The organism is Psychrobacter sp. W2-37-MNA-CIBAN-0211, assembly GCF_040309405.1.
Classification (GTDB): Bacteria; Pseudomonadota; Gammaproteobacteria; order Pseudomonadales; family Moraxellaceae; genus Psychrobacter; species Psychrobacter glaciei.
The window spans coordinates 1-273 of sequence record NZ_JBEOOU010000193.1; the positions used below are offsets into that span (position 1 = coordinate 1).

The following is a 273-nucleotide window of genomic DNA, read 5'->3' on the forward strand; positions in this document are numbered from 1 at the left end:
GGGTCAACTTCAGAAGCGGTTTTCTGCTGGCCGAAACACTTGCGCCCGGCTCATCGCGCCACATGAGCTTCGAGCAACTGCTCAACCTGACGGCGGAGCATTTTCGTGCCAGCGGCGATGACGTCAAACAACAGGCTCTCGTCGCGGCGGCCAAGCTGGGCCCTACCGTGCAATGGGCGCAGGCCAACGGCCTGATTGCCAGCCGAAAGTCGGGCCACTCCCGCGAGGAACTCACTCAGGCCGTCACCGCGCTGGAACAGCATGAGTATGAGG

The 273-nt window shown here is 62.6% G+C and carries 1 protein-coding gene; it reads left to right on the plus strand.

Going from position 1 to position 273, the window contains the following annotated elements:
• A partial coding sequence (locus AAEY72_RS14865) for a hypothetical protein (RefSeq protein ID WP_352311319.1) occupies positions 1–273 on the plus strand: 273 nt, incomplete at both ends.